Origin of the sequence: Pseudomonas fluorescens (assembly GCF_000968015.1) — a bacterium.
In the GTDB taxonomy this organism is placed as follows: domain Bacteria; phylum Pseudomonadota; class Gammaproteobacteria; order Pseudomonadales; family Pseudomonadaceae; genus Aquipseudomonas; species Aquipseudomonas fluorescens_W.
The window spans coordinates 88,338-88,929 of sequence record NZ_LACH01000026.1; the positions used below are offsets into that span (position 1 = coordinate 88,338).

At 62.3% G+C, this 592-nt stretch carries 1 pseudogene (running past one end of the window); it reads right to left on the bottom strand.

What is annotated here, in order from left to right:
* Positions 1-25: 25 nt before the first annotated feature.
* A pseudogene (locus VD17_RS14065) lies at positions 26-592 on the bottom strand (glycoside hydrolase family 17 protein) (it continues 1,027 nt past the right edge of the window).

Below are 592 nucleotides of genomic sequence, written 5' to 3' on the forward strand. Positions count from 1 at the left end.
GCGATCTTTTGATCTTGCTTGATGATTAGCCTTTGCGAACCCGCAAACTGCGCCACAACGCTGCAACCATCAACACACTCACCAGCGCCCAACCCCAGGCCTGCTGATTCTGCAACCCTTCACGGTAAAGCTGCGGCGCAATGCCAGCGCCGATGATGAAGGTCAGCAGGGCAATCTCCCGACGCGGTACGCTCACCGGGCGGCACAGATAGACAAGCGCCGGCAGGACGAATGCGACACTCGGGAAGCTGCGATAACGCGGATCGAACACCAGCTCCAGCATCATCACCGCAGCGGCAAAACCGGCTGCGGCGAGCAACCAGCCCGCCCGACGTTCCAACGCATTGAACGCCTGTCCGCGCCAGCCAGTGCGAGCGCTCAGGGTCAGTGCCGCATGGGCCAGCACCAACACATTCAACGCCGTCAGCAAAGCGACCCACAACCACTCACTGCCAAACCGCGTAGTGACACGGGCCAGGTCGCCCCAGGCGCCAATCGAGCAGGCGGCCAGCGCACCCAGCAGCGGTAGAACCAGCGCTGAGCGAGTGCTGCGGACACGTCCACCGAGGATCAGCGTGCCAAGGAAAATCAA